Genomic DNA, 26,255 nt, shown 5'->3' on the forward strand with positions numbered 1-26,255 from the left:
TATTATTACCCTTTTCGGTTTCAATTTTTCGTGCGCTGACCCGGAAATGCGGTCGGGAAGCGACTCCCTTACCATTGAAAGAAGTGCTTTGGTCGTTCACCGAAAAAAACGTGCTATTGACGGAAACAAGGTGGATTTGCAGAAAAGATTCCATTTACAAAATGGAGCTCGGAAAAGCCGTTCGAAGACAAATACTTGCGGTTTAACGATTTCTTAACTTTTGTTACGGCCCACTATTGAAAAGTACGTTACTTTGATGTTTCACCCCTAAATCGAATGACCTATGCATGTTATGACCGTTACCCACTTCTTCTAACGTTTTATATCGTTACCAGCACTTTTACCGTTTTGCCGAGGGTCCCTATGGTCATACTTGGCAGGTGTCCGAATTCAAAAAAAATTAACCGTAAACCAACATACGAATGAAGAAAAACTACCTTAATGTTACCGTAAAAAGGCTTTTTGGCCTTATGGCGCTGTCGGCCTATCTGCCCATGATGGCGGCAGGCGTGACAAGTCCCGCCGAACCTGTACCTTACACCGATACTGCGGTCGGTGGATGTGAATATCCAATTTTGGAATCGCCAAGATGTTCCAATCAAAACGTAGCCCAGGTATGGTTGAAAAACAATGCCGAAAACTACTTTTCGACAGTGGAGACCGCTTCCTTTATAACTTATGATAACGGAACGGCCACATATTACGCTGTTGTTTCCAACGGTTCCGATACCGTAACGGTAGACCTGGTTTTTTCCGAGTATACTACTGTTGCGCCACAGGATAGTCCAAAAGAAAATGAATGTACACCGCACAATACCGAGGATTGGGTGTATTGGACCACGTCCGAAGGCACGGTAACCTCCGAGGAGCATGGCACATACACCATTAGTCGCAAAGGCCCGGCCTTTCAATTGGGTGATGGTGCCGATGTGACCCGAGCTGGTTTTGGTGCTTCCGGATGGTTTTACATGGAAGGTGGCGATGGCTACTATACCACTGGTGATGTAAACATTCAATTGGGCAAATGTGAACGGCTATGTACGATAACGGTCGATGCGGGAGCGGATGTATCCCTATGCAGCGGCGAATCTGTAACCTTGACCGCTGCGGTGAAGGATGCTTCCCGTTGTGCCAGTGCCTGTGATTATACCATTGAAGAAAGCGCCAAGTGTGGAACAAATGGAGAAAATATTGAAGAGGTTTGGTTGGAAAACCCGATCGACAATCGTTTTGTTACCAGCAGTTCTTCCTTTGTAACCAAAACCGATGGTACGGCAGCCTATTCCGCCGTAGGTTCCAATGGAACGGATACGGTAACGGTAGAACTTACATTTTCAGGATATACCGTAAGTCCTCCAATGGATAGTCCCAAAGAAAACTGGTGTACTCCGCACGACACTTCCGACTGGGTGTATTATAGCACTACTACCGGTACCGTGGTATCGGAATTGCACGGCACATTTCAGGTGACCCGTAAAGGACCTGCCTTTCAGTTGGGCAATGGAGCCGATGTAACCCGTAACGGTTTTGGCGCTTCGGGATGGCTTATGCTGAGCGGTGGCGACGGTTATTATGAAAATGGTGATATAAACGTAAAATTGGGCGACTGTACCCCGATCGATTTTGAAGAGACCATGGAATGGGTATGGATGACCGAAGATGGGAATATCGTAGGGGAAGCCAATACCCCGACCATTACGGTAGACCAAAGCGGAACCTATAAGGTGGTCGCCTTGGACTGTGCGGATTGTGAAGCAATGGATACCGTTACGGTGAGCCTGTCAGATCCACAGACCGGTATGTTGACGGCCACGGATGACAGAGTGTGTTTGGATGAAGAAATGATTATGATAAGCGCGCAAGCCGATGGTACCGCAAAGGTGCCTGCCGATTATATACAAGGGTATGTATTGACCAAAGGGGACGCGTTAACGGTTCAGGCCTTATCGGACGTACCCGAGTTTAAGGTCAGCGAAATAGGGAAGTATACCATTCATACTTTCGTATATCCCAATACCTTTGATCCGGCGACGGTGATCGTGTTTGGCCAGACTACAGGTTTTGAAGTGAACGCCCTGTTGCGACAGGGAGGGGGCGATATTTGCGCCGTCCTTGATGTAGCCGGTGCCGAGATCAACGTAACGGGAACCCTACTTATAGGCGACTATGTATGGGTAGATACCGACCGCGATGGCATACAGGATGCGAACGAAAACGGACGCAATGCCGTTACGGTAAGCCTATTTAGCTGCGAAGGTGAAGCCATAGATCGAACGGTTACCGTTACCGATAGCAACGGTAATGATGGCTACTACAGTTTTGAGGTGTGCCCAGGTTCGTATTACATCGTTTTTGACGATGTTCCGGAAAACTATTCGTTTACCGAGCAAAGTGCCGGGGGAGATTCCTTATTGGACTCCAATGTCAATGCCCAAGGTACTACGGACTGTTTTACGGTGACCGATGGGGATGATGTAAGCATCGATGCCGGCTTGACCACAACTTGTCCACAATTGGAAGTACAGTATAAAATCCGTCCGCGTGATACCGATGGTATTTATACTCCGGGCAACGAAACCGCCGCCTGTTTGGGTGATGCGTTGATCATTCGTTTGGTGATGCCCGGAGATGGCGTAACCTACGAAGATGCCTCTCTTTTCACCGATTGGGTATTTACCTATGAACTTGTAAACGGTGGAGTGTCCGTACGTGGAAAAGCGGAAGAACCGCTCAATAACTATGTTGCTCGATATGGTTTGCAGGAAAATGATTTTGGAACCTATCGCATCAGTTGGGTAAGTCCCGACGGATGTACCGGTTCCGATGAGTTCGTGCTCAATTTCCCGGATGCCGGTTGTAACGCCGATGGCATTCGTTCGAACGCTACCAATAAGGTGGCTACGGTATTCCCTATGCCGGCAAAAAGCGGTAGTACGGTACAGGTGATCATCAACACCGATACCGGATCGTTCGCATCCGAAACAACTTCGGGTACCGCTTTAAAGGCGGCATTGCCCGCGAAGGGAGAAGAAGTGCGTTTGAGTCTATACGAATTGAATTCAGGACGTTTGGTACACCGGCCGCGAACGGTAACCATTAGCAAAGGACAGGATATGGTTCCTTACGCACTCAATCAGCTTGCCACGGGAGTATATATTCTTAAGGCAGAAGGCAACGGTTGGATCGATACCAAACAGTTGATCGTCGAATAATACTAAAATGCCATAATGAAAAAGACCGCCTAGACCCATAAAGGGTCGGGGCGGTTTTTTTGTTTTGAAGCCAGAGCGTAATACCATTTCTGATATTAAATTACCCCTTAAAAATTGTTCTTTTCCGTGTATGCTTCAAAATAAAATCTAACCATAGCTACTGCTATGCTTGGATTTTCTTTTTCGCCTACCCACAAAATCCCTGGTTTTTACTTGCGTATTTTAACATTAGAATTGGTATACCGCTTGTCCATAACAATATTGGTTTACTGTACGAGTACTACTTTTTGCTTAATACGCGCTCAAAACCACTGGTTTTTTTTCTCTTTTTCTGCCCTATGGGAACTATCTACAAGGTAAGGGGAAAAACCGATATGTTCTTCCCTTGGATTTCACTGCATCTTTGCCATGTAATTAAAAACAACATGTTTATGAGAGCAAAACCCATTTCCATTTTCAACCTGATCACCCTTTTAAGTCGGCAAGTAAAAAGAACGACGCAAAGGAAGATTGATGAAACCGATTGCGAGACACATTTCCATCACGATTATTACTGCGAAACCGCTAAGGCGATGGTTCCGTTTCGCTGAGCGATAGCAACTTTCAAAACAATAAAAACAAGTTCAACACTATTCATATTAACAATAAAATAAACTAAAGATTATGAGCAATTTCAAAGTACCAACAAGAGCAGAAGTAACCACCGATAACCAAGCTATTTTTGATCATTTGGAAAAAGCGGTCGGTTTTGTACCGAACCTTTTTGCGACTTACGCCTATTCGGAAAGCGCCCTTAAAAATTATTTGGACTTCTCCAATGCCAAAACGTCATTGAAAGCCAAAGAGAAAGAAGTAGTGAATTTGGCGGTGAGCCAGGTCAACAACTGCGAGTATTGCTTGGCGGCCCATACAGCGATTGCAAAAATGAACGGTTTTACCGATGCCGAAATATTGGAACTACGTTCCGGTAAGGCCACTTTTGACACTAAGTTGGATGCCTTGGCGAAACTTTCGAAAAATATTGTAGAGAATCGTGGAAGCACGGACGAGGTGGTATTACAAGGCTTTTTTGAAGCGGGTTGGACAAAGGAGAATTTGGTGGATACCATTTCGTTGGTAGGGGACAAAACGATTTCGAACTACCTGCACAAAACCACGTTGGTGCCAATCGACTTTCCGGCAGCGCCAATTTTGGAAGATACATTAGTGTAGTTCCCCCGATGCTTGCACTTGCCAGAAGCCCCGGACCGTTGTTCGGGGCTTTTATGATAAGCGTTGTTTGTGTTTTTTTTTGAAGGTGGCCGGAGGTACTCCGGTCTGGTTCTTAAAAAATTTTGAAAAATGGGCCGCTTCGTTAAAACCGAGTTCATAACCGATTTCCTCCGCTGTTTTATCGGAATAAAAAAGAAGCCTTTTCGCTTCCAGCATAATACGTTCGTTAATGATTTTTAAAGGGGCCGAGTCGCCCGTTTTTTTGAAGAGGTTGGAAAGGGTCTTGGGCGATTTAAAAAGGAGTTCGGCATAATCGCTGACAGTATGTTTTTCCTTAAAATGCTGTTCCACTAAAACATGGTATTGGCGAACCAGGTCGTATTGTGGCGTTTGCAAAGGTGTTGCATGCTGGTCTTTTTTTATCATACGGGTAGCTTTGATCAACATTCGTTTGAGCAATACCCGCAACATTTCACCTTGAATGGAGTCCTTGGTCTCAAACTCTTCCCGAAACATAAAAAAGAGGGCCTCAAAGGATTTTATTTCCTTTTCCGAAAGACTTACCACCGGGGGCAGTGACGACCCGAAAAAGAGAAAACCGTAACACGATACTTCCTGATCGTGATCCCGGATGCAGTAAAACTCCCGATTAAAAACAATGGCGAGCAGCCCGGAACCTTTTGTAAGCTCCATAATATTCAAAGGCGTACAAAAAACGACCTGATTTTTTAGGAGTTCCATCCGGTATCCGTCCACAATAATGGTGGTATCCCTCTCTTTGGCCCATAAAATTTTATAAAAACCTTTCTTTTCAAGCAATTGCATGGAAGGTTCGCAGTTGAAATTGGTCAGGGTGAATACACTTTCTTCTTTAGGGCTAATGTAATCGAGTTTCATCGCGTGGCTACCGTTTATAGTGTGCGGCAACCAGGGTTGCCGGCGTTTAAATTTTGGCAAAGTACTAAAAAAGGGAATTGGTGTACCCGAAGTACATGCCCTTGTGATGTTTTTAACAGTGGTAAGCGTTTTTCCATCGAATCTGAAACTGTTCCAATAATACCTTGTTTCCCATGAATTGATTGGAATACGGTCGAAGTCCCACTAGAAGGTCTTTCCGTTTTTCGTTTCCAGGGCGACCTCTTTCTTTGCTTTAACGAATGCCGCTATCGTTCGTTCGATATCCTTTTCCGTAGTGGCCCAAGAACAAACGCTCACCCGTATGACCGTTTTTTGTTGCCAAACGGATCCGCCTACCCAGCATTCACCGGATTCTTGAATACGACCAATGATGCTTTTGGTGGTGTCGTCACTTTCCGTTCCGACCAAAACTTGATTGAAAACGACCTCGTTGATGATTTTAAAACCGTTTTCGGCCAACCCTTCCGCTAGCTGTAGCGCCCTATGGTGAAAGTTTGTTACCATGGTATCGATACCGGATGTACCGAGATATTTCATGGTCGCCCATAACTCAATGGCCCTCGAACGTTTGGATAGTTCGGTCGTATACAGCAATGGGTCGCGTTGATTGCTATAGAGGATGTATTCTCCCGTGGCCTGTAGGGCACTGATCAGGGCATCGGGATAACGGCATAGGATAATACCCGAATCGTAAGGGGTGTTCAAGGTTTTGTGTCCGTCCACCGCCCATGATGATGCCTTTTGCATGCCCTTGGTCAGATAGGATAACGACTTTGACGCCGCGGCCCAAAGGCCAAAAGCGCCGTCAATATGGACCCAGGCACCCACCTCTTCGGCTTTTTGGCAAATGGCATCGAAATGATCAAAAGAACCGGTGTTTGCATTTCCCGCCTGTAACAGCACTAAACAACTGCTGTCCAAAGGGGGCATTTTTTCTAAAACCAGTCGCCCCTCCGCATCCGAAGGGAGCCATTCGATGTTTTTGTTTCCGTACCCCAGCATCGTCAAGGTTTTTTTTACGCTGGCGTGCACCTGGTCGTGCGCCAAAATACGTAAGGGTGGCGCCCCGTTCAACCCCATTTCGTTGACGTCCCAACCCAAATTTTGAAGCAAATGGAACCGTGCCGCGGCGATACCACATAAATTGGCCATTGACGTACCGCTAACAAAACCGGCAACGGTCTGTTTCGGAAGATCAAAAATATCCTTTAGCCAACGTTCGCAAACACTTTCCAATTTCGCATTTACGGGAGAGGTAAGATAGAGCCCCCCGCATTGGTCCCAAACATCGGCCAACCATTTTGCCCCTAACGAGACCGGTACGGCCCCTCCGTTGACGAAGCCAAAATACCGCCCGGCAGTTTGTGCAATGGTTCCGGGGCCACCATACTCATGAAGTTGTTGTAAAACGGTTTTGGCCGCTACCGGTTCCACAGGTAGTGCCTCGTCAAAAATGTTCATGGCCTCTAGACTGGTCTTAGAGGGAAAAACGCGCATCTCCGGTACTTGGTCCATATACGCAAATGCATATGCCTTGGCCTGTTCAAAAAGTGTTTTGTCGGTCAATTCCCCAAACATTCTTTCCTGTAGTTCCATAGTGTTCTAACGTTTAAACGGGTGCTATCGAAAAAGCGGTGGTTTTACTCGATAATCGAGATTTAAAATGCTCCGACGCTTGCGTCGAAATCAATGGTAATTTTCGTTCTAATGTCTCGTGGGCTTGCCCCGAGGTTATTTGCTAAATCAAGAACGAAGGTATTTGTTTTTTATCCGATATCGCAATCACGTTCATCCTTGTTTCGGCCTTCAATTTTGCCTATACGGGACAATACTTCCTCTTTGGATATGTTCCCGTTCGGGTAGGTCTCCGCCATACCCAAGTGTCCTTTATTTTTTTTCCAAACGGATCGCCGTGACTTTCGTTTTGGTATCGATGGAAATGGGCTGTCCGTTTTGATTCAAAAGATAAAAGGTGCCCTCTTCCGTATATACTTCAATGACATCGCCATAACTATAATTGATAAACACTTTTTCGGATAGTAATTTATGTTCGCCACTGCTCAATAGTTGTAAGCCATTTTTTTCGGGATGTTTGGCCCAAACGATTGCCGGGCATAGAAATTGTATTTCCGTATAGGGTAGTTTTTGGTATGTTTTGTTTTCGGAATCCAAGGAATAGTATGTTTTTTCGTAATGCCGTTCACCATCTTTATAAAAGTATACCTGGTGGCGATTGACGTTCATTGAGGCGTTTACAAATTTGACTTTAAAAGGGATGCTAAGTTGAAGGGCACCGGCCTTGTTCCTAAATTCTGTTTTGTCCTCTAATACAAGGTCATATAACTTTTTATCCGGAAGGCGATTGCGCAACATCGCGGAAAATGAGATGGAATCGCGACGGTTTTCCAAATAAAGGGTAAAGGAATCCACATTGCCCTCGACCGCTTGTTTGTTTACTACCTTTGAACGTAAATAGGCATTGGTACGTTTCAGCTCTAAATATTCAAGGGTACGGTAAAGCACTTGCCTATCTTGGATTCCCTTGGTACGGTCGGCTATCTTTTCCAGGCTGGCGAGCCGTTCATCATATTCCGCTATCGCAGTATTGTTGCTGTTATTTGACAAACCGAATTTCTCCTCCAAACGCTCTCCCTTTTTATTGTAATACGCCTCTTCAAGTACTTTTCCCTTGTAGAACATATAATAGTTATAGGGCAATTCGTAAGCGATAAAATTCGCATCCATTTGTAACAGCTTAACATCACCTTTTTGTACACCTATCTCCTTTTTGGTAAAATGAACGGTGTCCACCTTGGTGAGGTAGCGAATATCGAAGCGCATTTGAATACTATCCACATGTTTCATTTTTGGGACCGCCATAGGATTTAATGGAAAACTATACCCTTCAATTGGAATGGGAACATTTTGCTCCTTTTCATGATGATAATATATCTTCTCAATGGTAAGATCTTGTTCGGAGTCGGAGTTTAAACGGTAAAAAGGATTTACTTGTGTTTCCGTACGCAACATAAAGACGGTGGCCCCATTGTTACGTACCACTGGCGCTAACAGGCTTTTTCCATCTTCAAAGGTTTGCCGAAAAAAGACGCCTGCCTGTACGGTATCACGGTAATTTAAATGGTTCGTATTTACCAAATTGGGAAGGATGTTCTCTTTTATCAGGACTTGTTCTTCTGTTGCGGTATATTTTTTTATGAGGGATGCAAAACGTTTTTCCTCATTATCGATGTTTTCCTGAAATCGCGAAAGTAATTCTTGTTTATTTCCTTTAAAATAGGTGACATTTTCGCTAAAAAGCTCATGAATTTCGGATACCGATAGTGAATCCAATTGGCGGTGCATCGTATCAATCTGGGCGACAAGGTAGGGGGCGGGACACCGCGCTCGTTCCGTTTCTACCATTTGCTCGGTAACCATTTGCCCGGCAACCGAAAACGACAACAGAAAAAGGAGAATATTTAAATTGGTTTTGATCATATAACATTGCCTTTAGGAGCACAGCTAATTTTTGAACAAAGGGGTATTCGGGATAAAACCGACCATCCCGATATGTTGTAAAATCAGTATTTCAAATAGGTATCTTTTCAATACTTATTTTGCCGTTCCCCTTATTACGAAGCGCAGGGATATTCAAAACAGTGAAAATATTTATGGTATCCCTTTAAAGCTTTAAAGTACGAAGTTTATTTTTTTCCAATGCCGCTATCGCCATCAAAATAGCCATTTTATCGGCCTCAAGATTATCGGCCACCTCGTGGAAAAAGGTTTGTCGGTCCCAAGCATACGGGACAGAGTAGGATACCGGCACACCAATGTTTTCATAGGAGTTTCCATTTACATCCATATACACTTCGTTCGAAATGGCAAAATACCATCCGTTCGGAAGTTTTTTCTCAAGGGCAGTGGACAAAGCGCCCTGTGTAGGCGTACCGATTCTTTTGATATTGGGCAGGGCGATGGAACCGATTGCGAAGGCTTCGGCCGCACTTCCGGTCTGTTTGGAAGTAAGGACATAAACCGGTTTTTTATAGGGGTTTTCGGAGGCTTCCAAATATAAGGGTGCAGGATTGGTGTATCCTTCCCGGTGTTTGAGCTTGGTGGATACCACCTGCCGCTCGGTATCATTGAACCGTTTCAGTATTTCGAAGTTTACGGCATCTTGTCCGCCGCCATTGAACCTAAGGTCGACAACGATCGTTTTGGTACTTTTTAGGTCGGCCATCACCCGATCCATAATGCTGCGCACGGCGGTAACCTCAAGATCGATATAGCGGCCGGCGTCCATCTGATGAAAGGTTTCCACATAGGCATCAACAAATCCAAGAGAATCGATACGGGTTTTCGGAATGTCCAATTTGGCATAAAGCCACATGGCCTTTACCTGTATGTACCCGATATCGTTGCCCATATCGCCCCATTTGAGCAACCAGGAATCTTTGGTCATGTCGGTAACAAGATGATGCGCTGCCACCTTATCGGCGACTTGAAAATCGCCAAGTTCGTTTACGGTTTCCTGCTCAATCTCTTCGATTGCCGCAATGGAGTCCAGCTGACGGGCTACCGATGCATCCGCTTCAATAAAACCATGGTTGTCGTGCAGTATCGCTAAGGTTTCCTCAATAACCTGATAAAGATAAAGATCGGTCGGGTTTTTGACCAGTTTTTGGCGTTGTTCCGTCACTATTTTCTTCCAGTTTAGTTGGTTGAGGTCCATGAAGGCATAGTGCTCTTTTACGGTTTCGGCAAACACATCAAAATTGTATAAGGGGTCTTGTTGCCGTTCTTTGGAAATATCCTCTTGGTCATACCCAATGGTATCCTCAGCGCGTATGAAGGTATAGGTCATCACTCCTTTTTTTAATAAAAGGGTATCGCCCATCAGTGTAATAGCGTCCATAAGTTCGGACAAGGGGGCTTCCTTGTTTAAAACGGTAGCGATAGGGGTGACGTCATAAAGCGAGTAAGAGGTGCTGTCGCGGATTTCAAGTGTCCAACCGGAGCCTATGGATTCCCAGGTGCCGTTCAGTGATGGGGATTTAGGGGTGGTCGGATTACAAGAGAGTATTAGCGTCAGCAACGATAGGGCGATCAAGAAGGGTTTCATTTTCTGGTTTTAGATAAAGAGTATCCTGGTGGCAAACTGTTACAGTAGACCGGTAAATACAGGATCTATATGCCCAGTTTCGTTCTCCAGCGTTTCCGCAAGGGCAAGTTCTTTAACGTTGGCCTGTACTAGGTCCAAAATCTTAAAAACACATTTTGCCTTTGCTATATCAAAATCTTGTAAAAAGCATTGCAGTCCTAATTATGGACCAACGCAATGTTCAACCTGTCGGACTTTTTGAGAAACACCTGCCCAATGCTGAGGGCGGGATTTTTCCGTTGGAAGATCATACCATCTATGACAGCAATAAACAAATCATTGAACTATAGTTTACATGCAAAATGGGTTTCTGGAATTGTCTTTTTAGGATATGGTGTTCGAAAGGAGTATCCGCCCCCGCCTCCTTATATTTCGGGCCTACGTTTTCAAAAGAACGGATTATAGGCTTTTATCGGTATTCATGAGTGCATTGAATAGGACGTATGCGTATGACCTAAAATCGGTTTATGGTTTATAAGGACTAACGTTATCAGACAGAAAAGCTTAGGATATTTTCATTTTTTCGTATTTTATATGCAGTAACACCTTATGAGTGCGGTAATTAACTATATTCACAAAGTACTAGTCTAATATTTAAACCATGTATAGCAGTCTCCTAGACCTTTTGAAACGTACCTACGTTTTTTTGCCCGTTATTTTTATGATGGCAAGCTGCGGGGTCGATAAGCCAAAGGAGGTAGTGTTGGCCGAAAGCGACCTGCCCGAAGTCATCGATTTCAATTACCATATAAAGCCTATTTTGTCCGATCGCTGTTATGTCTGTCATGGGCCCGACAAGAACAATCAAAAGGCCGATTTAAGATTGGACAATGCGGAAGGGGCCTATGCGGCCTTAAGCTCCGGTTCGGGTGTTGCCATAGCGCCGGGAAATCTAGGTAAAAGTGAGGTCTATCATCGTATGGTCACCGAAGATCCCGATCGATTGATGCCGCCCCCGGAGTCCAATTTGGTCTTGAGCGCCGAAGAGATCGCCTACATCACAAAATGGATCGAACAAGGGGCGGAATACAAACCGCACTGGGCATTTACAAAACCTGAAAAAGGTGAAGTACCAGAGGCTGGGGAAGGTTGGGCCAACAATACTATAGATCGTTTTGTAGCGGCTAAATTGGAAGAAAAGGACATTGCCCCTTCCGAAATGTCGGAACGGGAAGTACTGGTCCGTCGGTTGTTTTTTGATCTGACCGGTCTTCCTCCCGCTATTGAGGAGATAGAACGGATCATTAACGATGACGACCCCGAGTATTATACCAAATTGGTGGACAAACTTTTGGCATCCTCCGCCTATGGCGAACGAATGGCTTCCCACTGGTTGGATGTGGCGCGTTTTGCCGATAGCGAGGGATATTTGGACGATTTTCACCATGAGATGTGGCCTTACAGGGACTGGGTGATCGATGCCTACAACAAGAACTTGCCCTATGATGATTTTGTGCTTTGGCAGGTTGGTGGGGACCAAATACCAAATGCCCGGCCGGAGCAACGTTTGGCCACGGCGTTTAATCGTTTACACAAACAAAATTCCGAGGGAGGCGCCATTGCCGAAGAGTTTCGGGTAGACTATGTATCCGACCGTACAAATACCGTCGGTGCCGCTTTTATGGGATTGACCGTGGCCTGTGCGCGCTGTCACGACCATAAGTACGATCCCATATCCCAAAAGAATTATTTTGAGCTCTTCGGATTCTTTAATAGCACCGTAGAAATGGGGAACGGCATGTTTGCTCAGAACAGTATCGAAAATGGGCAGGGTATCGCACCCGAACGGTCCATGAACGCAGGCCCGGTAATGCCCGTGCCCGATGAAGATGTTGCCAAAATAAGGGATTTTATCGCCAGGGAGGCGGAGGCCAAGTCCTCCGAAATCGAAAAACGAATAAAAACGGTAAGCGAACAAGCGGCCAGTTGGGCAGGCTCCGATCCTTCCCCTACGGTTTTGGAAAAGGCAGTCGACCAAGCTACCGTAGTCAACCTGACCTTCGAACAGACGGCCAATGGTGTTTGTAAAGATTTTGCAAAAGGTTCGAAAAATGCGACCTACAAGGGGCATGAAATTGTTCCTGGTAAAAAAGGGTCCGCGCTGGAGTATAAGGAGGGCCAGTTGGTCGCCGACGGCAGCAGGGTCAGTTTTGAAAGGGTCGACCCCTTTACGGTAAGCTTTTGGATAAAGGTACCGGAAGAATTTGATGAGGCCCGTGTGCTTTTTAATGGCAATAGCCGTAACCAGGGTTATCGAGGATGGGAGGTCGTACTCGACAGTACCCGGGTATCGTTCCGTTTGAACCATGCTTATCCTTTTCAATCGCTAACGGTGCGAATGAAAGAGGCACTTCCACTCAACGAATGGCAACATTTCACCTGGACCTACGATGGTTCCAGCAATGCGAAACGGATGAAAGTGTACCGTGACGGGCAACCTACCGATGTGGATGTTCTTAGAAACCATATCTATAGATCCGCGAAACCATATGCCGACTCCGATGCTTTATTGTATGAACACTATAACGGTCTCGTTTTGGGTGCCAGCCACTATGATAAGGGATTTAGTAAAGGATTTATAGATGAACTTCGGATACTGAACAAAGAAGGCGGAGCGCTTTTTGCGCAATATTTGTTCGATGAGGCAAAGGGAAAAAAAGCTTTTGAAACGGCCGTATCCCAAAAATCGAAGGCCCTGGACGAGTTTTATGCCCTTCACATGAGCGACGAGCTGCAAACGGAACGGGAGTCGCTGCGACAGATCCGCCTGCGCGATGTGCAAACGATAGACACCATACAAGAAATCATGGTAATGGGCGATTATGAACAGGAACGACCAACCTATATTTTGGATCGTGGCGCCTACGACTCGCCTACCGAACAGGTATCCCGTGATGTTCCGGAATCCATTTTACCATGGCCGGAAGACCTTCCTAAAAACAGGTATGGATTGGGGAAATGGTTGACCCATGATGAAAATCCACTTACCGCCAGGGTAGCGGTCAACCAAATGTGGTATCTGATGTTCGGCCGTGGACTTGTGGAAACCAATGAAGATTTTGGAAACCAGGGGGCATTGCCCACCCATCCGGAATTGTTGGACTGGCTTGCGGTGGATTTTATCGAAAACGGATGGAACGTTAAACGACTGATCAAACAGATGGTTACCTCGGCAACCTATAAACAATCCTCCAAAGTCCGTAACGATTTACAAGAAATCGACCCCGATAACAAATTACTGGCAAGAAGTCCACGCTATCGACGGTCCGCCGAAATGGTACGGGACAATGTTCTTGCCGCCAGCGGACTTTTAAAAGAGGAAATAGGAGGGAAGTCCGTTTTTCCCTACCAGCCTGACGGTCTATGGAGGGAAACCATCTCACACTCCTTCTTCCCCGGATACGAAATCGATTATGATGAGGGGCTTTACCGCCGCAGCCTGTATACCTTTTGGAAGCGAAATGCCCCGGCACCGAGTATGCTGGTCTTTGATGCGGCCAACCGCAGCGAGTGTCAGGTAAAACGGTTACGAAGCAATACGCCTTTACAAGCATTGGTATTGTTGAACAGCCCACAAATCATTGAGGCCTGTCGGGTGCTTTCCGAAAAAATGTTGGTGGAGACCTCCTTGGAGCCCGTTAAGGCGGTAGACCGACTTTTTCTTTCGCTTATAGGCCGTTCTCCCAAACCGGCGGAAAAGGAAATCCTGCTACGGCAATACCGGGAAGAAAAAACCTATTTCGATACGGCCCCGGAAGAAATGCGCGGCTTTTTAAGTATCGGAACCAAAAAACCGAACGGTGAAATTCCCTTAACGCAGACAGCGGCATTGGCGCGGGTGGCCAATACGATTTTGAACTCTACCGAAGGGTATTACAAAAATTAGGATATGAAGAAGTACGAAAAGGATATCAAACAAGCGGAATACCTGCGCACCAGAAGGGATTTTTTACGGACCACAAGCAAGGGATTGGGAAGTCTGGCCCTGGGCAGCCTGCTGTTTCCGGATATAATCGCCGCACCTCCCAAACCCAAGTTGATCACCTCTTTGTCGGACAATGGAGGGGCACTTTCGGGGCTGCATCATGTACCCAAGGCCAAAAGGGTCATCTATCTTTTTCAAAGCGGCGGACCTAGCCAGTTTGAACTTTACGACTATAAACCGGCATTGAACAAATATTGGGGACAAGAAATCCCGGATTCGGTACGAGGGGAACAACGGCTTTCAGGAATGTTGGCCGCACAGGCCAGTTTTCCCTTGGTCGGATCGTTCGTCGACTTTAAAAAGCACCCTACGACGGGAGGCTATTTTAGTGAACTGATGAAGTATACTTCGGAAATCTCGGAAGACATCTGTATGATCAACTCGATGCATACGGACGCCATCAACCATGAACCGGCCGTTATTTTTATGCAGACCGGTTCGCAACAAGTAGGCCGGCCAAGCATAGGATCTTGGATGAGTTACGGGTTGGGCAGCGCCAATAAAAACCTGCCTTCGTTCATCGTTATGCTGTCCAGGGGCAAGAGCAGTGCCCAAAATTTGAATATGCAGGCATGGAACAGTGGTTTTTTGCCGTCCCACCATCAAGGCGTGCGATTTCGTTCCGGTGCCGATCCCGTATTGTATCTCAGCAATCCCGAGGGGATCGACCGCGATCGGCGTAGGTCGGAACTCGACTATTTGGCGGAACTGGAGGCCGAACAGAAAAAAGTATGGGGCGACCCCGAAATCGATTCCAAGATCAGCCAATATGAGATGGCCTATCGCATGCAGAGCAGCGTTCCCGAAATAGCGGACCTTTCCGATGAGCCGGACTATATTTTTGATATGTACGGGCCCGATTCCCGTATTCCCGGAACCTATGCCTACAATTGTTTGATGGCAAGGAGACTTGCCGAAAGGGACGTCAGCTTCATTCAACTTTATCATATGGGATGGGACCAACATGGCAATTTACCCTCCCAAATACAGGAAATGGCAAAATCTTCCGATCAGCCTTCCGCCGCCCTGGTGAAAGATTTAAAGCAACGTGGACTATTGGAAGACACCTTGGTCATTTGGGGCGGTGAATTCGGGCGCACCAGTTTTTCCCAAGGGAAACTGACCAAGGACAACTACGGGCGCGACCATCATCCCAGAAGTTTTAGCTCTTGGATGGCCGGTGGTGGCATTAAACCGGGTGTGGTGTACGGAAAAACCGATGATTTTGGATATAACATCGTGGAGAATCCGGTACATGTCCACGATTTTCAAGCCACCTTGTTGCATCAATTGGGTATCGATCATGAGCAACTGGTCTTCAAACATCAGGGAAGACGGTATCGTTTGACCGATGTGCACGGGCATGTCGTAAAAGATATTCTTGCCTAACGGAAACAACAACTATTATGAAAACGACAAGAAGGGCCTTTATGGGCAAAACTTCCCTTGCCGCTTCTCAAGCGATAAAAAGCCTAAAGGAAAGCAATCCCGAATTAGAGATCATCGGAGGAAGTCATGATCTATAGTTTCTGAAGTTGAGGTAAATAGCGTGGGTTCGATTTAGAACGCCCACGTGTCAGCTGACGGATAGTTTTTCTTTGGTTCCGTTTCTTTTGGACAAGCGAAAGAAATGAACGTAAGGCCAAATGAAATGATAAACCACTGATTTACAGCGTTCATTTTAGAATAGGACTGTTTGGCATACCAGCTCTGATGTCAAATTATACTTTTAAAACTGTTCTTTTTCCCGTGTGTCTCAACACAAAATAAGTTCGTAGCCAATGCGGTGCTTGTATTTTAGTTTTCGATTCTACAAAAATCCGGTTTAGTAGCGGTGTCAATGTCGGTTGTCGCACTGTATGCGAATGGAAGGCTCCTTTTGGTCGACAAAACGAATACTCTGGCAGCCAAAACTATGGCTTGTAAAACCATAATACATGGGTGGTTTGTTTTTAAAGATTTTTCCGGTCCATTGTCCATAGCCAAAGTCCTCTCTATCCGTCGCTTTTGTCGCCAATGGCACCAGATAGGTACCTTCCGATTCCATTTGAACGCTTTCTCCCAATAGCGCCCCGGTGGATCTGTCGACCATCACCAAATAGCGATATCCCAGCTGTCCGTTTTTTTCCAAATTTTGGACATGAAAATCGACGGAATCGGAGCTGAACCGATAGAGCTGTTTGGGCTCCGCTCCTGAAAGCCATGCTTTACGATGGTCGGGAATTATTTTTGAATCGAACTTTTTGGGCAGGTCCGTACTTGGGATTTCTTTCCATATCATGGGCACAACATTACCGGTTTGAAAGGGGTTTGCCAGTCCGATATAAGCAAAGGTATGACCACTACTACGGTGTTTTTTCTCCAAATTGAACCCTATTTCATATTCGTAGGCTTCCAAGGTATTACTTCCCGAGGCGTAGATGTTTACGGCCGCCATTACGGAGAGTTCTTTTACCGGGAACTTGGTAATGCTATCCGCTTGTAGATTGAAGAGGAAAACCGTATCCTTTTCCGATATGCGCATGCGCTTCAGAAATCTCGATTTTAATCTGTCGTCAAAGACTATGGTGTCCTTTCCCAAAAGGTGTTCGGGAATTAGGGTGGGGCCTTCCTCATCATAGTTCCAAGAATGCCTTTCGGATAGGTTAACAAAACCTTGCCGTATGTCCTTCTCATATGCGTAGTAAGGGCTAGCATAGTAAATGTCGAGGTTTTCGAAGGTATATGTTTTGGACAAAAAGCCGCTAAAAACATACACCGTGTCCTGTTGTTTTTGAACGCCCAGCCACGTCCCTTTTATTACTTTTCCATTGTCCTTTACGCGTATTGCAATATCCGTTTTTAATACAGGAATCACTTTGGTATTCAACGGAAAGGTGCCCAGTATTTCCCCGTTTGGGCTCGCCCTATAATTAAGGCCGGAAGGTGCACTGACAAAGTATGCCGTAACAGGTTCTTGTGTTTTTGTAGTTGTCGTTGGGGTATCTCCATCGGTCGGGGTTTTTACCGCTGTTCCTACCGTCGGAAGTGTCCCCACTAGTACGTTTTTTTTATTTTCCGGTGCTTCCTTACAACCTGTTAGATTGCATAAGATGGCTAAAAAGGCAATATGGAATACGATTTTCATCTGTTACTCGATTTTATAATCTAATTCAAAGTTAAAATGGTATTAGTTCAAAAGGAACCAATCTCCTCGTTCATTGTCCATTTGCTTTTCTTGCATGCATTTTCCGTGCTGTGGGGATGCAAAACCCTTGTGGAGTCCGTATATCAAAAAAGCAATTTCGTTATTGATGTCCTAGTTTAACCCGGATTATGCATTAGAACTTCGTAATGAAGCTTTTAGCTGCGATAAAATATGACATTTTATGAATGTAAGCATAGCCCCGAAACTTCGGGGCTACCGTTACATTTAAAAATGTAGCGTAGCACCATATTTTGAAGTAGCTGGAAGCTGTAATAGATTTTCTAATGCATAAAGCGGGTTTAATACCTCCATAACCGTAACGGTAAATTGTTATAAAGGTTGTCCGTAATGATACGCAATAGCGGTTTTCGTATTTTTCGGAACACTAAGGAGCGACGTTAGATGATAAAGAAAGGGAAGCAAAACCCCTGTAAAACCCCATGGCCCACTAAAAAAGCTATGGAACAGATATACCAAAAGCATCTTTGGGGTGGTAAGGAGCATATCTTTTATTCGGGCGACGGCTCTCATGCTCCAGAAATAATCGACCCCTATATCCATTGTATGGTCTCTTTTTTTAGTGCTTTTAAACCCTTGTTGCGTGTTTGTGATCTGGGATGTGGCGATTTTAACATCGGACGGGCATTTGTTCCTTATACGGCGACCTATACCGCGGTAGATATTGTACCCTCGTTGATTGCCTACAATACCGAAAAATTCAAAGATGTTAAGGTAAGCTTTCGGTGTGCGGATATCGCAACGGACCCCTTGCCATCTGCTGATTGCGCTGTGTTACGACAGGTGTTGCAGCATTTATCAAATGCCGAAGTGGCCCAGGTAGTCGCCAAACTGGTCCGCTATAAGCATGTTGTTTTAACGGAACATATTCCCGAGGGAACTTTTGTACCCAATACGGATATTATTTCCGGTCAGGGTACGCGATTGAAAAAGAATAGCGGATTGGTACTGACGTCCGAACCGTTCCGTTTGCGACCCAAAAAGGAAAAACGGTTGTTGTCTTTAGTTCCCGAAAAATACGGAGGTCGTATCGTAACCACATACTACCAAATGTTCTAAAGATTTGGAATTGTGAGTTCAAACCTTTCTTTTGTCTTTGATGTAGCACCCAATTTTTGATAAAAAGCGATTGCGTTGGAATTGAAATCGGGCGTTTGCCATTGCATGCTGGAGCAATTTTCTTTTTTTGCAATGGTAAGTACCCTGTCCATCAAAAGGCTTCCCCAACCTTTTCCCCTTGAAGATTCCCTTAAAAATAGGCAATCCAGATACATATAGTACGCAGCATCCCAAGTGGAAAACTGTTTGATAAAGGTCGCATAGCCCATTAACCGGTTTTCTTCTTCCAAAACCAAACATCTTAAGCGGGGTTCGTTCCCAAAAAGGGCATCGGCCAATAAGGTAGATTTGTTTGTTGGGTCGTACGACGCCCGTTCAAAAAGCGCATGCGCCCGACAGAGGGCCACAATTTCTGTCAAGTCTTTTTTTTGGGCATATCGGATATCCATGATAAGGGATTTTTGGGGTTTCTTAAGGGTATTGTATTACTTAACCTTTAAAACGGTATAAAATACAGGTCAAAGTACGATAAAAGTAAACACTGTTTCCAAATGTCAATCGTACCTTTCCCTGTCTGTTATAGTTCCCAAGGGGTTCAGCATGCACAACTCATTATGGAGCCTCCGGTAGGTGCCGTTCCTTCCGTGGCGTACCCATCAAATTTCCACCATTCGAGACCTCCGACCAACTCTTTTACCTTAAAACCAAGTTTTGCCATTTGCAATGCCCCTTTTGTGGACGCATTGCAGCCTATACCATCACAATAGCACACATACGTTTTTGAGGGATCAAGATGCGCGGTGTTTTCCGTATTCATTTCCCGGTGCGGCAGGTTAATGGCCGTAGGGATATGCTCTTTTTCGAACCCGAACGCTTTTCTGGTATCCAATGCTACAACGCTCTCCTCGTTTTCCAAGGCATCCCACAGGTCCGATGGGTCCATTTGATAGGCTAATTTGTTTTCGTAGAATTCAATTTGTTTTTTCATAAGACGTATGTTTTAGGCAAGCTAAAGTAGTTCGTCCAATGCCTTGGTGACAAAAGGAAAATATGAGCCTTTTTAAGGTGAGGCTGAATATTTTTCAGTTTTGGTGGTTTGTCAAAACAGTATCTTTATAAAGTATGGAATTAAAGTATTTTAGATTGATAAAGACCATTACGGAAGAGGGCAGTATTGCCAATTCTGCCGACAAACTTTTTTTGACCCAGTCCGCCTTGAGCCACCAACTCAAGGATTTGGAGCAGCGTTTGGGTTTTAAGGTCTTTTATCGCAAGCGCAATCGATGGGAGTTAACAGAGGAGGGTCGGGAACTGTATCTTTTGGGAAATGTGCTTTTGGAGCGTATTGAAAAAGGTTTTGCAACGATCGAACGGTTGCGAAAAGGTACGGTAGGAAGTGTTAAGGTAAGCACGGAGTGCTATAGCTTTTATCAGGGACTACCGGGATTTGTCCAAAAAATGGGACTGTTGTATCCCGGTATGGATGTGGCATTGATCTTAGAGGCAACACACCGGCCCGTTGCAAAAGTAGTATCCAAGGAAATTGATATTGCCATCGTTACCAAAAAACCGACGGACAAAACACTCTCCAGTGTAATGGTATATGAGGATGAACTATTTGCACTGATCCATAAAGAAAATCACCTGGCGGGAAAGGCCTTTTTAGAGGCACGGGACTTCTCCAAAATACATTTGATCATCCATTCGTATCCGTTGGAAACCGTTTCCGTATATGAGCAATTCCTAAAACATCATGCCTGCACCCCGCAAAAGGTTTCGGCCATTCCACTTACAGAAGTGGCATTAGAAATGGTGGCCGCAAATATGGGTATAATGTGTATGCCAAAATGGGCATTGCGCTCGTTTAAAATTGCTTCGGACCTGTTATTTGTGCCTATCGGTAAAAGTGGTTTGAAACGAACCCATTACGTAGTATTCAGATCGGAAGACAAGCATAAGAAATACTTGAACGATTTTATCTCCAATTTCGGGGAAACCTTTGCCGTAAAGGAGGCACTTTAAAAAACGCTCCAATGATTTGGGCAATATGTGGATCACGATTTGGATGCTCGTGGTCTCGTCGACTTCCCTTGCAAAGCCAACAGTAACCGTTTAAGGGTTTGAACACGCCCTGGTCCGGCAATCGGTCCGTGGTTTAAACCGGATGGCGGTATTGTTGGTGCGACGAACGGTACTGGGGAAATTCATGACAACTGCATTATCACGGACCGAGGTATGCTTTTAAGCTTTTCAAAAAAAATCAAAAAAGTGTAACCTTTTTTTCATTTGATCAATCCTACAAGTGTAATCTTTTAAAAACAAGAATTATGAATGATTTTATTTTTGGCCCGGGAATCGTGTTGATCGTATTGTTCGCCGCTGCCGGCTACACGATTTATACGTTTATAAAAGCTTCACATTTAGAGCGTATGGCGAAAATTGAAAAAGGGATCGATACCGCCTCATCGCCGAACAGCGCACAGTATCTGATATTAAAATTGGGAATGTTCATGGTCGGGATCGCCATCGGCTTGCTTTCGGCCCATTTTGTTGAAAAGACATTTCAAATTGACGAAGTTGTTTTCTATCCTTCTTTTATGCTGCTTTTTGGAGGTATCGGTTTGATTGCCTCGTTTTTCTGGTCAAAAAAGTTGCAACGCAATAATTAAGACGAATGGAGGCCCATTATATAGATGCGGTTTTAAAGGGAAATGCCAATGCCTTTGGATATTTCATAAGAACCTATCAAAACCAAGCTTTTTCGCTGGCCGTTTCCCTGGTAAAGCGGGAGGCCGATGCGAAGGATGTGGTGCAAGATAGCTTCGTTGCGGCCTATTCTTCTTTGGGCAATTTTCGAAAGGATGCCAAATTTTCTACATGGTTTTATCGGATCGTGGTCAATACGGCATTACAGTTTTTAAAACGACAAAAACGCAGGAGCGAAGTCGTATCGGATTAGGTGATTACCGATGATGAAAAAACGGCAGTCAATTCCGCTCTTACACAATTGCGGCAAGAAGATCTAAAACGGCTCGTGGTCACGGTTTTTAAAAAAATACCACCCAAAGAAGCGATGGTGTTGCAGCTCTACTATATCGATGACCAAAATATTGCGGAGATTATGGAAATAACGGCTTTTTCCAATTCCCAGGTAAAAGTACTGTTACATAGGGGGCGAACAACTTTTTATAAACACATGGAAAGCGAAGACATTAAAAAACCTTATTGATATGGATGAAAAAGATGACTTAAAGGAAGTTTTGAACGGTATCGATCAACTGCACACTCCGGTCGATCTGGAGGGCGCAATTTTACAAAAGATAGCGGAGGAGGAACGTATAAAGGCGCAAATAGCCCGCTATCGGACCAATGGCTTGAGAGCATTATGGGCGTCACTGGTACTCACGGTAATTTTAGCGGTGCTTTTCAGTCTGCCCAACAGTGTACAAACGGCCGAATACGCCATTATGACCTATGCTTCTGTAGGCGTAACGCTTTTGGTCCTTTTTGTTCAACTCGAAATTGGACGGACGAACGGTTTAAATCACTTAAAAACAAATGGATTATGAAAGGTAATAGACAAATAAAGCGGACGAACTACAATAGAAATTACATGATCGCCCTGGTATTTTTGGCATTGATATCCTGTATGTCATCGGGAACATTAGCTGCCCAAATGACCAAAACACAAATCGACAGTATTGTCAGCGATGCCATGACTTCTCTGGACCATACGGTGGGGTTTGCCATTGGTGTGGTCAAGGACGGGAAAATTGTACATGCGAAAGGATATGGCAAAACAAGGGCAGGTTCCGGTGTGCCGGTAACCGCGGATACCCCTTTTGGGATAGCGTCCAATTCCAAGGCGTTTACCGCTACGGCATTGTCCATTCTGGTAGAAAGGGGAACATTGCATTGGGACGACAAGGTAGTAAAGCACATACCGGAGTTTACAATGTACGACGATTATGTAACCAGCAATTTTACCGTGCAAGATCTGTTGACCCACCGTAGTGGGTTGGGGCTGGGCGCGGGAGACCTAATGCTCTTTCCCGATGGTTCCAATTTTACGATGAATGATGTACTAAATGCTTTTCAGTATTTTAAACCTGTTTCCCCTTTTCGAAGCAAATTTGACTACGATAATCTGTTGTACTTGGTAGCGGGCGAGCTTATCGCAAGGGTCAGTGGAAAACCTTGGTCCGACTTTATTGAAGATGAAATTTTGAACCCCCTGCAAATGCAGCATTCCTATGCCAGTTATGGCGCTGCCGCAAATACGGAGACCATCGCCGTAGCACATGGGTTCAACGGTAGTTCTTTAAAAGCGGTGAACGCTCCAATTTCAAAAGGAACGGTTGCGGGTCACGAGGGATTGAACGGTGCCGCAGGTGGAATGTGGTCAAGCGCTAGGGATATGTGTAACTGGATGCTAGTACAGTTGAACAAGGGAACATATGGTGCCAATTTGGACAAAAGCCTGTTCGCACCGCACCAACAAGATGAAATGTGGCGGATGCATACACCTATGGCACAGCAACAAGACCCCAATTCACCCTTCAAGGTACATTTTTCGGGATATGGATTGGGTTGGTTTTTGTCCGATTTTAATGGCTTTTTTAAAGTACACCATTCCGGCGCCATTGCGGGAATGTCCTCCGAAGTAACGTTGATTCCGGAGCTTGATCTCGGTATTGTAGTATTGAACAATTCGGACGGTGCGGGACTTTTAAACGGCTTACTGGGTTTTGTCCTATTGGAGGAATACCTGCAGTTGGAAACCGGAATCAACTGGATGGAAATGGCCGCTGGTATGCAAGGACAGCAGCAAATGGGAGACCCCGATGCGGAGGAAGTCTGGCGGACCGTTGCGGCGAATAAGAACAATACCGTTCAAACCAAGAACTATGTGGGCGTATATGAAGACGATTGGTTCGGGAAGGTCGAAATTTTTGAGAAAGGGGGCGACCTTTGGTTCCGATCGGAAAAGTCTCCCCGATTAAATGGTAAGATGGCGTTTTACAAGGATACCACCTTTGCCATTAAATGGGAGTATCAAGATATGAACGCAGATGCCCTGGCCGTATTTACATTAAGTGAAAACGGTAGCGCACAGCATATAAAAATGAAAGGAATTTCAAGGTTTATCGATTTCAGTTTCGACTTTCAGGATCTAGATCTAAATCGGATTCCTTCCCCTTTAGAAAGTACCGGTACGGGCCGTTATACCATTTTTGCTTTAAAATCACCCAAATAAAAAGCAGTCATTTTTTGTTTAGACGAAAAAGAAAAACTAAGCATAGCAAGTAGCTACGGTTGTTTTTTATTTTGAAGTATAAACGGAAAAGGGCAATTTTTAATGGGTAATTTTAAGGTAGAAATGGTATTAATACAGTATTGTAGTGGTTTTATTATAATGGAACAAAGAACGGTGGTTTCTTAAATTTTGAAACCACCGTTTTCATTGGTCACGTTCGTTAGTTGAACGGTGGAACAATTTCCGTATCCACATTTTTAGTAACGTCAGAAGTGGCATTAAGTCGGCAGTCTTACTGGCATTCCGCTATATATGGATTACGAAACCTTCTAGGCTCAACCGTTTACCGCAACTTTGATACCATGTAGAAAAAAAGAATTTCACTCTTTTTCCATAAACCTATGTATTTTAAATACACGCTAGTTTCAGTTTTTGGAATTCGGCACCTCCATTGGTGGTAAGGTGCTTATTCTTTTTTTCTTTGATAATACATGACCAGACTTGCTTTGGCCAGGGTGTTGTTCCAAAGGTTGTAGCCGACCACTGCTGGGTTGGTGTCGGCACTAAGGCCCAACGAAGCTGTTTTAAGGGCGTAAACCGTAATGATATATTGGTGCAGTCCATGACCTTCTGGCGGACATGGCCCTCCGTAGCCTTTGCCCCCAAAATCGGTAACGCTCTGAATGGCGCCCTCCGGTGTTAAATTAAGATCTGGGTTACCACTTCCCGATGGTAGTTCGGTGGTACTTTCCGGAATGTCGAATACCACCCAGTGCCACCATCCGCTACCGGTTGGGGCATCCGGGTCGTACATGGTTACCGCAAAACTTTTGGTGCCCTCCGGGGCATTTTTCCAGGACAACTGCGGCGATTGATTTTTTCCGGTACAACCAAAGCCATTAAACTCTTCGGTAACCGTTGCTTCCCCTCCGATAGCGCTGCTCGATAGGGTAAACGTACTTTGTGCAAAAAGGCTGCTCGATAGGACGGCCATTACCAATAAAAGAAAACTTGATTTTTTCATTTTTATGTTTTTTTAGTATTGAAGTGGTTTAAACTTTTTCAATTGGCTAAAAAATCATGAATTTTCGCTTCAATCCAAAAAGTTGAAATCACTTCACTACAAATTTAGGGTGCATGGGGCAAAGTTCAGCATTTGATTGTGCTCAAAAAGTGTTGCTAAAGGTTCATTGATCATGGATATTAGTGGAAAGGGTACACTTCAGGGAAAGACGTTCCTTCGAGTGTTTGGAGTTACAAATCCTTAACAATTTTACGGTCGCACCCATTGGTTCGCAATTTTTATTGATTGCAAAATAGCATACAGCTACATTAAGCCTAGGTTGAAAAAGAATATTATTCTATTCCCACATGCCTCTGTATTTTAAATGTAAGGCGGTTTAGTTTTGTTGGTACTGTTTTGGTGTTACTCCAAATTTAACTTTAAATGCCTGAATAAAATTGGACAAGGTCTCATAACCCACCTCCTCATAAATATCGGAGGGTCTTTTTGATTCGCTTTTTAATAAGAAGGCGGAATATTCGAGCCTTTTATCATGAAACCACTTGCCGGGCGCACTATTAAAGTGTTTTTCGAATGCTCTTTTAAAGGTAGATACGCTCATGTCACATAAAAACGCCAGTTCTTCTACACGGAGTTTGTTGAGTCGGTTTTGTTGCACTGTTTGTATAAAACGCTGCGTGTGATCATCTCTTTCGGCAACTAGGGAATGTATAAAAGAAGTACCGTTTTGCGCTATTAAGTATAACATTATTTCCTCGAACTTAACTTGTAAAAGGGCTTCTTGAACGGTTTTTGAAAGTTTGGAAATATGAAGGATGCTATGAACAAATCCATGTAAATACGAATTGTAGTCAAAGGAATATGTAGCACGACGTTGCAAAGTTTCAAGAGGATCTAGTTCAAATTTTCGTATAAAATCCAGAATGGCGTCATTCTGAAAGAAAAAGAGGACACTGCGGTACCGCTCAAAATTGTCGGACAGTTTTTCGGTCATTAAACAGTTCCCCGATTTCATTAATAGAAATCTTTTCGGGTCTATGATGCATGAGGCGTTGTCAAAAAAAACTTCTTTGGTTCCCTCTTGTAAAAAACTAAATGTATTGGTTTGCAGCAAAATCTGTTGTTTGGACATTTCTGTTCCACTTTCATATTCAAAGACCGCTAACAATGGTAAAGGGGCCGAGAGCAATTCTTGCGGTAAGTGAACCGTCTTCATTTT

General features: G+C 44.7%; 20 protein-coding genes. 11 read left to right on the plus strand and 9 right to left on the minus strand.

Features of this window, described 5'->3' with window-relative positions; genetic code table 11:
* The first annotated feature begins 422 nt into the window (after window positions 1–422).
* Window positions 423–3,212: an SdrD B-like domain-containing protein gene (locus tag ACRD7P_RS05785; RefSeq protein ID WP_430906567.1), complete on the plus strand. Its 2,790-nt coding sequence runs from the start codon at window positions 423–425 to the stop codon at window positions 3,210–3,212.
* Window positions 3,213–3,875: 663 nt separating this feature from the next.
* Window positions 3,876–4,424 carry a carboxymuconolactone decarboxylase family protein gene (locus ACRD7P_RS05790; RefSeq protein ID WP_430906569.1) on the plus strand — a complete coding sequence of 183 codons (549 nt, stop codon included), beginning with the start codon at window positions 3,876–3,878 and terminating at the stop codon, window positions 4,422–4,424.
* Window positions 4,425–4,475: 51 nt separating this feature from the next.
* Here ACRD7P_RS05790 and ACRD7P_RS05795 read toward each other — a convergent pair whose 3' ends face one another.
* From ACRD7P_RS05795 to ACRD7P_RS05810, 4 genes are all read right to left on the minus strand, one after another.
* Complete coding sequence (locus tag ACRD7P_RS05795; RefSeq protein ID WP_430906570.1) at window positions 4,476–5,321, minus strand: helix-turn-helix domain-containing protein; 846 nt, start codon at window positions 5,319–5,321, stop codon at window positions 4,476–4,478.
* 204 nt (window positions 5,322–5,525) lie between these two features.
* Window positions 5,526–6,938, minus strand: coding sequence for a pyridoxal phosphate-dependent decarboxylase family protein (locus ACRD7P_RS05800; protein WP_430906571.1), 1,413 nt, complete (start codon window positions 6,936–6,938; stop codon window positions 5,526–5,528).
* 291 nt (window positions 6,939–7,229) lie between these two features.
* Window positions 7,230–8,840, minus strand: a complete 1,611-nt coding sequence (locus ACRD7P_RS05805; protein ID WP_430906572.1) for a hypothetical protein — start codon at window positions 8,838–8,840, stop codon at window positions 7,230–7,232.
* Between the two features lie 184 nt (window positions 8,841–9,024).
* On the minus strand, window positions 9,025–10,467 hold the full coding sequence (locus ACRD7P_RS05810) for a S41 family peptidase (protein WP_430906573.1): 1,443 nt from the start codon (window positions 10,465–10,467) through the stop codon (window positions 9,025–9,027).
* A gap of 640 nt (window positions 10,468–11,107) precedes the next feature.
* Between ACRD7P_RS05810 and ACRD7P_RS05815 the strand changes: the two genes are divergently transcribed.
* Together ACRD7P_RS05815 and ACRD7P_RS05820 are read left to right on the plus strand one after the other, a co-directional pair.
* Window positions 11,108–14,392 (plus strand): DUF1553 domain-containing protein, encoded by a 3,285-nt coding sequence (locus ACRD7P_RS05815; protein ID WP_430906574.1) that lies wholly within the window; start codon window positions 11,108–11,110, stop codon window positions 14,390–14,392.
* A 3-nt stretch (window positions 14,393–14,395) separates the two neighbouring features.
* Window positions 14,396–15,880, plus strand: a complete 1,485-nt coding sequence (locus tag ACRD7P_RS05820; protein ID WP_430906575.1) for a DUF1501 domain-containing protein — start codon at window positions 14,396–14,398, stop codon at window positions 15,878–15,880.
* A 448-nt stretch (window positions 15,881–16,328) separates the two neighbouring features.
* On the opposite strand, the gene ACRD7P_RS05825 is transcribed toward ACRD7P_RS05820, so the two are convergent.
* Entirely contained in the window at window positions 16,329–17,618 is a 1,290-nt protein-coding gene (locus tag ACRD7P_RS05825; RefSeq protein ID WP_430906576.1) for a hypothetical protein, read from the minus strand.
* Between the two features lie 519 nt (window positions 17,619–18,137).
* Here ACRD7P_RS05825 and ACRD7P_RS05830 point away from each other — a divergent pair.
* Complete coding sequence (locus ACRD7P_RS05830) at window positions 18,138–18,755, plus strand: class I SAM-dependent methyltransferase (RefSeq protein WP_430906577.1); 618 nt, start codon at window positions 18,138–18,140, stop codon at window positions 18,753–18,755.
* Here the strand turns inward: ACRD7P_RS05830 and ACRD7P_RS05835 are convergent.
* Both ACRD7P_RS05835 and ACRD7P_RS05840 read right to left on the minus strand, forming a co-directional pair.
* On the minus strand, window positions 18,752–19,204 hold the full coding sequence (locus tag ACRD7P_RS05835) for a GNAT family N-acetyltransferase (RefSeq protein ID WP_430906578.1): 453 nt from the start codon (window positions 19,202–19,204) through the stop codon (window positions 18,752–18,754). The genes ACRD7P_RS05830 and ACRD7P_RS05835 overlap by 4 nt on opposite strands.
* Before the next feature lie 146 nt (window positions 19,205–19,350).
* Window positions 19,351–19,743: a rhodanese-like domain-containing protein gene (locus ACRD7P_RS05840; protein WP_430906579.1), complete on the minus strand. Its 393-nt coding sequence runs from the start codon at window positions 19,741–19,743 to the stop codon at window positions 19,351–19,353.
* A gap of 134 nt (window positions 19,744–19,877) precedes the next feature.
* Here ACRD7P_RS05840 and ACRD7P_RS05845 point away from each other — a divergent pair, with 134 nt between their 5' ends.
* From ACRD7P_RS05845 to ACRD7P_RS05870, 6 genes are all read left to right on the plus strand, one after another.
* The gene (locus tag ACRD7P_RS05845) at window positions 19,878–20,777 is read left to right on the plus strand and encodes a LysR family transcriptional regulator (protein WP_430906580.1); all 900 of its coding nucleotides are present in this window, start codon (window positions 19,878–19,880) and stop codon (window positions 20,775–20,777) included.
* A gap of 305 nt (window positions 20,778–21,082) precedes the next feature.
* Window positions 21,083–21,424 (plus strand): DUF6249 domain-containing protein, encoded by a 342-nt coding sequence (locus ACRD7P_RS05850; RefSeq protein WP_430906581.1) that lies wholly within the window; start codon window positions 21,083–21,085, stop codon window positions 21,422–21,424.
* Between the two features lie 5 nt (window positions 21,425–21,429).
* Window positions 21,430–21,714: an RNA polymerase sigma factor gene (locus tag ACRD7P_RS05855; protein ID WP_430906582.1), complete on the plus strand. Its 285-nt coding sequence runs from the start codon at window positions 21,430–21,432 to the stop codon at window positions 21,712–21,714.
* Entirely contained in the window at window positions 21,715–21,984 is a 270-nt protein-coding gene (locus tag ACRD7P_RS05860) for an RNA polymerase sigma factor (protein ID WP_430906583.1), read from the plus strand.
* 1 nt (window position 21,985) lies between these two features.
* A complete protein-coding gene (locus ACRD7P_RS05865; protein ID WP_430906584.1) occupies window positions 21,986–22,324 on the plus strand; it encodes a hypothetical protein in 339 nt (112 codons plus the stop codon).
* Window positions 22,321–24,012, plus strand: a complete 1,692-nt coding sequence (locus ACRD7P_RS05870; protein WP_430906585.1) for a serine hydrolase — start codon at window positions 22,321–22,323, stop codon at window positions 24,010–24,012. The genes ACRD7P_RS05865 and ACRD7P_RS05870 overlap by 4 nt, the downstream gene beginning before the upstream one ends.
* 466 nt (window positions 24,013–24,478) lie before the next feature.
* On the opposite strand, the gene ACRD7P_RS05875 is transcribed toward ACRD7P_RS05870, so the two are convergent.
* Complete coding sequence (locus ACRD7P_RS05875) at window positions 24,479–25,036, minus strand: YbhB/YbcL family Raf kinase inhibitor-like protein (RefSeq protein WP_430906586.1); 558 nt, start codon at window positions 25,034–25,036, stop codon at window positions 24,479–24,481.
* Window positions 25,037–25,412: 376 nt separating this feature from the next.
* Entirely contained in the window at window positions 25,413–26,252 is an 840-nt protein-coding gene (locus ACRD7P_RS05880; protein WP_430906587.1) for a helix-turn-helix domain-containing protein, read from the minus strand.
* Between the last annotated feature and the right edge of the window lie 3 nt (window positions 26,253–26,255).

Source organism: Maribacter sp. 2-571, assembly GCF_050589625.1.
In the GTDB taxonomy this organism is placed as follows: domain Bacteria; phylum Bacteroidota; class Bacteroidia; order Flavobacteriales; family Flavobacteriaceae; genus Pelagihabitans.

Coding starts and splice junctions, on each gene's coding strand:
- ACRD7P_RS05805 (WP_430906572.1), bottom strand. CDS start 8,840: ATGATCAAAACCAATTTAAATATTCTCCTTTTTCTGTTGTCGTTTTCG.
- ACRD7P_RS05825 (WP_430906576.1), bottom strand. CDS start 17,618: ATGAAAATCGTATTCCATATTGCCTTTTTAGCCATCTTATGCAATCTA.
- ACRD7P_RS05830 (WP_430906577.1), top strand. CDS start 18,138: ATGGAACAGATATACCAAAAGCATCTTTGGGGTGGTAAGGAGCATATC.
- ACRD7P_RS05880 (WP_430906587.1), bottom strand. CDS start 26,252: ATGAAGACGGTTCACTTACCGCAAGAATTGCTCTCGGCCCCTTTACCA.
- ACRD7P_RS05800 (WP_430906571.1), bottom strand. CDS start 6,938: ATGGAACTACAGGAAAGAATGTTTGGGGAATTGACCGACAAAACACTT.
- ACRD7P_RS05810 (WP_430906573.1), bottom strand. CDS start 10,467: ATGAAACCCTTCTTGATCGCCCTATCGTTGCTGACGCTAATACTCTCT.
- ACRD7P_RS05855 (WP_430906582.1), top strand. CDS start 21,430: ATGGAGGCCCATTATATAGATGCGGTTTTAAAGGGAAATGCCAATGCC.
- ACRD7P_RS05785 (WP_430906567.1), top strand. CDS start 423: ATGAAGAAAAACTACCTTAATGTTACCGTAAAAAGGCTTTTTGGCCTT.
- ACRD7P_RS05845 (WP_430906580.1), top strand. CDS start 19,878: ATGGAATTAAAGTATTTTAGATTGATAAAGACCATTACGGAAGAGGGC.
- ACRD7P_RS05790 (WP_430906569.1), top strand. CDS start 3,876: ATGAGCAATTTCAAAGTACCAACAAGAGCAGAAGTAACCACCGATAAC.
- ACRD7P_RS05815 (WP_430906574.1), top strand. CDS start 11,108: ATGTATAGCAGTCTCCTAGACCTTTTGAAACGTACCTACGTTTTTTTG.
- ACRD7P_RS05820 (WP_430906575.1), top strand. CDS start 14,396: ATGAAGAAGTACGAAAAGGATATCAAACAAGCGGAATACCTGCGCACC.
- ACRD7P_RS05835 (WP_430906578.1), bottom strand. CDS start 19,204: ATGGATATCCGATATGCCCAAAAAAAAGACTTGACAGAAATTGTGGCC.
- ACRD7P_RS05795 (WP_430906570.1), bottom strand. CDS start 5,321: ATGAAACTCGATTACATTAGCCCTAAAGAAGAAAGTGTATTCACCCTG.
- ACRD7P_RS05865 (WP_430906584.1), top strand. CDS start 21,986: ATGGATGAAAAAGATGACTTAAAGGAAGTTTTGAACGGTATCGATCAA.
- ACRD7P_RS05850 (WP_430906581.1), top strand. CDS start 21,083: ATGAATGATTTTATTTTTGGCCCGGGAATCGTGTTGATCGTATTGTTC.
- ACRD7P_RS05875 (WP_430906586.1), bottom strand. CDS start 25,036: ATGAAAAAATCAAGTTTTCTTTTATTGGTAATGGCCGTCCTATCGAGC.
- ACRD7P_RS05840 (WP_430906579.1), bottom strand. CDS start 19,743: ATGAAAAAACAAATTGAATTCTACGAAAACAAATTAGCCTATCAAATG.
- ACRD7P_RS05870 (WP_430906585.1), top strand. CDS start 22,321: ATGAAAGGTAATAGACAAATAAAGCGGACGAACTACAATAGAAATTAC.